A 5810-nucleotide genomic window follows, 5' to 3' on the forward strand; every position below is an offset into this window, starting at 1 on the left:
CCACCGACCGGGGTGGATCAGGCGCCGCCGGAGTTGTTCTCCATGAGGGCGGGCAGGATCTCCGCCATGCCCGGCCAGAAGATCATGAGGACGAGGAAGAGGGCGACGATCGGCAGGAACCACGCGAGGGCCGTGAAGACGTCGCGCAGTGAGATGTCGTGGCCGACGTTCACCTTCGGGTCCTGTGCGAGCTTGTGGACGATGTACGAGAGGATGCCGACCGGCGGAGTGATCATGCCGAGCTCACCGAGGAGGACGACGAAGACACCGAACCAGAGCGGGCTCACCTCCATGACCTCGAGGGTCGGCAGGAGGATCGGGATCGTGAGGAGCATCATCGACAGGGTGTCGAAGAACATCCCCATGACGATGTAGAGCACGACGAGCACGAGGAGGAACGCCACCCGGTTGAGTCCCAGCCCGGTGATGAAGTCCGTCATGACGGGGGCGAGGCCGGTGATCGCGAGAAGCTTCGTGAGCATCTCCGCTCCGATCATGATGAAGAAGATCGCGGCCGTCGCGGACACCGTGTTGAGTGCTGCTTCGGTGACCTTCGAGATCGGGGAGTTCTTCCGCTGGTAAAAGAGGCAGAGGACGAGCGCGACGAGTGCTGCAGCGGCTCCTGCCTCGGTCGGGGTGAAGACGCCGGAGAACATGCCGCCGAAGAGGACGACCATGATGACCGGGAAGCCCCAGATCTCACCGAGGGAACGGATCCGATCGGCCCACGTGTGCGAGGGACGTTCGACACCTTCCACCCCGCGTCCCACGAGCTTCGGGGCGATGGTGCCGAGGACGATGAGGAAGAGCGCGAACGACACCGCGACGAGGATGCCCGGGAGTGCACCGGCCATGAGCTGCGGGCCGACGGGCACGCTCGCGATCCCCGCGTAGATGACGAGGAGGATGCTCGGCGGGATGAGGTTACCGGGCAGCCCGGAGACGATGACGGTACCGATCGCGACGCGGCGGTCGTACCCCGCCTTGAGCATCTCCGGGATGCCGGCGCGGCCGAGCGCGTAGGTCATGCCGATCGTCGACCCCGACACCGAGGCGAGGCCTGCTCCGGCGGCCGTCGTACCGACACCGATACCGCCGGGCAGCCAACCGAACCAGCGGTCGGTCGCCCGATAGATCTTCTCGGTCATGCCCGAGGACGTGAGGAGCATGCCCATGAGGATGAACATCGGCAGGACACTGTACGACCACTTGGAGACCGAGTGGAACGGGGAGGTCGAGAGGATGTTGATCGTCGCGGGGACGCCGCTGAGGGCGTACACGCCGATGAGGCTCGGGATCGCGAGGGCGAGCGCCGCGGGGACGCTGAGGAACATGAGGACGAGCATCATGCCGATGCACCACATGCCGGCGATCGGCCCGGAGGGGCTCGTGAAGAGGCCCACGAGGCACACGGCGACGAGCGCGAGTCCGATGAGAGCGCCCTTGACGGACGGCTTCTTCCGCTTGGAATCGGACGGGAGGAGTTTTTCCGCCATGCTCGGCGGCGTCACAGTGGAAGTCATGTCGTTTCCTGTTTCTGTCGAGGAAGCGCGGGGCGCTCAGACGAGGGCGTCCTCGAGCGCTTCTTCGCGCTCTTCGCCGGTGAGCGGGTCGATGTCGGGGTCGCCGGTGCGCAACGCGACGAGCGCGTCGACGACGTAGAGCACCGCGAGCAGGACGAACACGACGGGCACGAGGAAGTAGATGGGCCACGTGATGATGTCGGTGACGCCGGCGGTCGAGCCCATGTGCATGTTCTCGAGGGCCTCGTGGAATCCGAACCAGGCGAATCCGATCGAGACGAGGAAGCCGAGGGCACAGCCGAACACGGTGAAGACGGTGCGCCCGAGGGAGGACATCCGTTCGACGGCGATCGTCACGGTGATGTGCTCGCGCTGCAGCTGGGCGGCCGGGATGCCGAGCAGTGCGATCGCCGGGAGGTACCAGTAGGCCACGATCTCGTTCGTGCCGTAGATCGGGGCATTGAAGAAGAACCGGAGCAGTGCGTGCGCCACGACGTGGAGCATCATGAGCACGATCACGACTGCTGTGATCGAGGACAGGGCCCGGTCGAGCACCTGATTGAATTTCACCATCGGAGTCACCTTTGTCTGCGGTGGAGCGGCCACGGTGCTCAGGACGAACGGCGGCCGGGTGGAACCACGTGTCTGGCACCGTCGCCCGGCACGTTTGAAACAACTTAACGAGTGTTCGGTGCGAAGACAAGTCGGTCGCCGTGAGTGCCGGAACGGACGGAGGGCCCGCCCGGAAATCCGGGGCGGGCCCTCTGTCGGTTCCTTGTTCGTCCCCGACAGGAACTGCCGGTGAAAACCGATGCGCCTCTACAGAAATGCCTGCTGCGGACGACACCGGGCAGTGCTCATTTCTTCGGTTTGTACCGCTTCTTGATGTCCTTGCCGATGATGTACTTCATGACCTCGGTCGCGCCGCCGTAGATCGTCTGGATCCGGGAGTCGCGGAAGGCCCGGGCGATCGGGTACTCGAGCATGAAGCCGTACCCGCCGTGGAGCTGGAGGCACTTCGTGATGACCTCGAGCTGGAGCTCGGAGCCGTACCACTTGGCCTTCGCGGCGTCGACGGCGGTGAGTTCGCCGGCATTGAGCGCGAGCGCGCACTTGTCGACGTAGGCCTCGAGGGCGTCCACGCGGGTCTCGAGGTCCGCGAGCACGAACTGCGTGTTCTGGAAGTCGCCGATCGTGCCGCCGAAGGCCTCGCGCTCGAACACGTATTTCGAGGTCCAGTCGAGCGCCGCCCGCGAGGACGCGAGACCGCCGGTGGCGATCCCCATCCGCTCGTAGGGCAGGTTCGTCATGAGGTGGATGAAACCCTTGCCCTCCTCGCCGAGGAGGTTCGCGGCCGGCACCCGGACGTCCTCGAAGGACAGCTCCGAGGTGTCCTGACCGTCGAGGCCGACCTTCTCGAGCTTGCGGCCCTTCGTGAAGCCGGGGGTGCCGTCCTCGACGATGAAGAGGGACACACCCTGGGCGGCCGGGACGTCGGGGTTCGTCCGTGCGACGACGACGACCCAGTCGCAGTGCTGACCGTTGGTGATGAAGGTCTTCGCGCCGTTGATGATCCAGTCGTCCCCGTCGCGGACGGCCTTCGTCTTGATGTTCTGGAGGTCGGAGCCCGCGCCGGGTTCGGTCATCGCGATCGCGCTGATCGTGTCGCCGGCGGCGAGCCCCGGCAGGTACTTCGCCTTCTGCTCCTCGTTCGCGAAGCTCTCGAAGTACCCGGGGACGATGCCGTCGGAGACTCCCCAGCCGCCGGTCGCGGAACCGAAGCCGCGCTTGGCGACCTCCTCACCGCGGACCATCTCGAAGCGGTAGTCCTTGATGCCCCCACCGCCGTACTCCTCCGGGAGGGAGAAGCCGATGACACCGGCCTCGGCGGCGGCCTTCCACATCGAGCGATCGACGAGCTTCTCCTTCTCCCAGCGCTCGAAGTGCGGGGCGACCTCCTTGTCGAGGAAAGCGGCGACGGTGCGGCGGAAGTCCTCGTGGTCCTCCTCGTAGAGATGACGCTTCATGAGTCCTGCCTCCTTCAGTCGACGAGCTCGTAGATGGTGGCGTTGGCCTGGCCGCCGCCCTCGCACATGGACTGCAGGCCGTACTTGATGCCGTTGTTCACCATGTGGTGGATGAGGGTGGTCGAGAGGCGGGCGCCCGAGCCGCCGAGCGGGTGACCCATCGCGATCGCGCCACCGTTCGGGTTGAGCTTCGCGTGGTCACCGCCGAGGTCGTGCATCCAGGCCATCGGGACCGGGGCGAAGGCCTCGTTGATCTCGAACGCGCCGATGTCGGAGAGCGCGAGGCCGGACTTCGCGAGGGCCTTCTGGGTCGCCGGGATCGGGGCGGTGAGCATGATGATCGGATCGGACCCGGCGAGGACCGCGGTGTGGACGCGGACGAGTGGCGTGAGCCCGAGTTCCTTCGCCTTCTCGGACGTCATCATGAGAAGAGCGGCGGAACCGTCGGAGATCTGCGAGGAGTTGCCGGCGGTGATGACACCGTCGCCCTCGAGGACGAGGTTCAGCTTGCCGAGGCCCTCGACGGTGCCGCCGCGGCGGATGCCCTCGTCGGCAGTGATGAGACCGTGCTCGGTCTGCACCGGGACGATCTGCGACTCGAAGGCGCCGGAGTCCGTGGCGGCCGCGGCGCGGGCGTGGGACTCGAGCGAGAACTCGTCGACCTGCTGCCGGGTGAAGCCCCACTTCTTCGCGATCATCTCCGCGCCCACGATCTGGTTGGGCTTCACGCCGTCGTAGCGTGCCTGGAACTTCTCGCCGTAGGGGTTCTTGCCCTGCGAGGAGGAGCCCATCGGATTGCGGGACATGGACTCGACGCCACCGGCGACGACGACGTCGTACTGACCGGCGATGAGGCCGGCCGCGGCGAAGTGGACGGCCTGCTGGGAGGAGCCGCACTGGCGGTCGACGGTGACGCCGGTGACGGTCTCCGGGTACCCGGCCGAGAGCGCTGCGGTGCGGCCGATGTCGCCGGTCTGCTCACCGGCCTGCGTGACACAGCCCCACACGACGTCGTCGATGACGGCGGGGTCGATGCCCGTGGTGCTCACGAGGTCCTCGAGCACGAGGGCGGCGAGGTCTGCGGGGTGGATGCCCGAGAGGACTCCGTTGCGTTTACCGGTGGGGGTGCGGCGCGCGGCGACGATGACGGCGTCGGTCATTGTGAACTCCTTCGTTCTCAATCTTCGGGTGGTACCGGGTGGGCCGGTGCTGTGCAGGGCCGGCTCGGTGGTGCGGGACTCGGTGGGTGGTGCGGAAATCCGTGAGGCGATCTCGCGGACAGGATTGAAGAATGTCCTTACTGAACGCACGATAAGCTTCACATGCGCCGCAAAAACAGTCAATATCGACTGGTAGCGTTTCCCCCGTTCCACCGGACCGGTTCCGACCGGCCCCAAGCATCTGTCGCTGATTCAACGAGGAGTACACACATGCAGATCAAGGACACCGTCGCATTCGTCACCGGTGGGGCCTCCGGCCTCGGCCTCGCGACGACGAAGAAGCTGCTCGCACAGGGCGGCAAGGTCGTCATCTTCGACCTCCCCACCTCGAAGGGTGCCGAGGTCGCCGAGGAACTCGGCGAGAACGTCGTGTTCGCTCCCGGTGACGTCACCAAGGAGGAGGACGTCGTCGCCGGCCTCGAGAGGACGAAGGCGCTCGGCGAGCTGCGCATCGTCGTCAACTGTGCGGGTATCGGCAACGCCATCCGCGTCTCCGGCAAGAAGGGTCCGTTCCCGCTCGACGCGTTCACCCGCGTCGTCAACATCAACCTCATCGGCACCTTCAACGTCCTCCGCCTCGGCGCGGCTCTCATGCAGCAGTACGAGCCGCAGGGCGAGGAGCGCGGCGTCATCATCAACACCGCGTCCGTCGCCGCGTTCGACGGCCAGATCGGCCAGGCCGCGTACTCCGCCTCGAAGGGTGGTGTCGTCGGCATGACCCTGCCGATCGCCCGTGACCTCGCCTCGACCCTCATCCGCTGCTGCACGATCGCCCCCGGCACCTTCCGCACCCCGCTCATGCAGGGCGCCTCGGAGGAGACCCTCGCGTCGCTCGGCGCGCAGGTCCCGCACCCGTCCCGCCTCGGCGAACCCGAGGAGTTCGGTGCCCTCGCCCAGCACATCGTCGAGAACCCGATGCTCAACGGGGAGACCATCCGCCTCGACGGCGCCATCCGCATGGCACCGAAGTGATCCACGCACCCGAGGTGCCCGCCCGGTTCCGACCGGAAGGTCGGGTCCGGCGTGGCTGACCACCTCCC

General features: G+C 66.5%; 5 protein-coding genes. 1 reads left to right on the forward strand and 4 read right to left on the reverse strand.

Annotated elements, in window-relative coordinates:
* Positions 1 to 17 precede the first annotated feature (17 nt).
* The 4 genes from ABD172_RS02715 to ABD172_RS02730 form a co-directional block, all read right to left on the reverse strand.
* A complete protein-coding gene (locus ABD172_RS02715) occupies positions 18 to 1523 on the reverse strand; it encodes a TRAP transporter large permease (RefSeq protein WP_344306710.1) in 1506 nt (501 codons plus the stop codon).
* 36 nt (positions 1524 to 1559) lie between these two features.
* Complete coding sequence (locus ABD172_RS02720) at positions 1560 to 2096, reverse strand: TRAP transporter small permease (protein WP_344306712.1); 537 nt, start codon at positions 2094 to 2096, stop codon at positions 1560 to 1562.
* Positions 2097 to 2380: 284 nt separating this feature from the next.
* Positions 2381 to 3550 carry an acyl-CoA dehydrogenase family protein gene (locus ABD172_RS02725; protein WP_344306714.1) on the reverse strand — a complete coding sequence of 390 codons (1170 nt, stop codon included), beginning with the start codon at positions 3548 to 3550 and terminating at the stop codon, positions 2381 to 2383.
* 14 nt (positions 3551 to 3564) lie between these two features.
* On the reverse strand, positions 3565 to 4710 hold the full coding sequence (locus ABD172_RS02730; RefSeq protein ID WP_344306716.1) for a thiolase family protein: 1146 nt from the start codon (positions 4708 to 4710) through the stop codon (positions 3565 to 3567).
* Between the two features lie 270 nt (positions 4711 to 4980).
* Between ABD172_RS02730 and ABD172_RS02735 the strand changes: the two genes are divergently transcribed.
* The gene (locus ABD172_RS02735) at positions 4981 to 5742 is read left to right on the forward strand and encodes a 3-hydroxyacyl-CoA dehydrogenase (RefSeq protein ID WP_344306718.1); all 762 of its coding nucleotides are present in this window, start codon (positions 4981 to 4983) and stop codon (positions 5740 to 5742) included.
* Positions 5743 to 5810: the final 68 nt, after the last annotated feature.

It is taken from the genome of Brevibacterium samyangense (assembly GCF_039529845.1).
Lineage (GTDB): Bacteria > Actinomycetota > Actinomycetes > Actinomycetales > Brevibacteriaceae > Brevibacterium > Brevibacterium samyangense.

Bases quoted from the DNA above. Each gene is read 5' to 3' on its own strand.
- ABD172_RS02715 (WP_344306710.1), bottom strand. From the start codon at position 1,523: ATGACTTCCACTGTGACGCCGCCGAGCATGGCGGAAAAACTCCTCCCG.
- ABD172_RS02720 (WP_344306712.1), bottom strand. From the start codon at position 2,096: ATGGTGAAATTCAATCAGGTGCTCGACCGGGCCCTGTCCTCGATCACA.
- ABD172_RS02725 (WP_344306714.1), bottom strand. From the start codon at position 3,550: ATGAAGCGTCATCTCTACGAGGAGGACCACGAGGACTTCCGCCGCACC.
- ABD172_RS02730 (WP_344306716.1), bottom strand. From the start codon at position 4,710: ATGACCGACGCCGTCATCGTCGCCGCGCGCCGCACCCCCACCGGTAAA.
- ABD172_RS02735 (WP_344306718.1), top strand. From the start codon at position 4,981: ATGCAGATCAAGGACACCGTCGCATTCGTCACCGGTGGGGCCTCCGGC.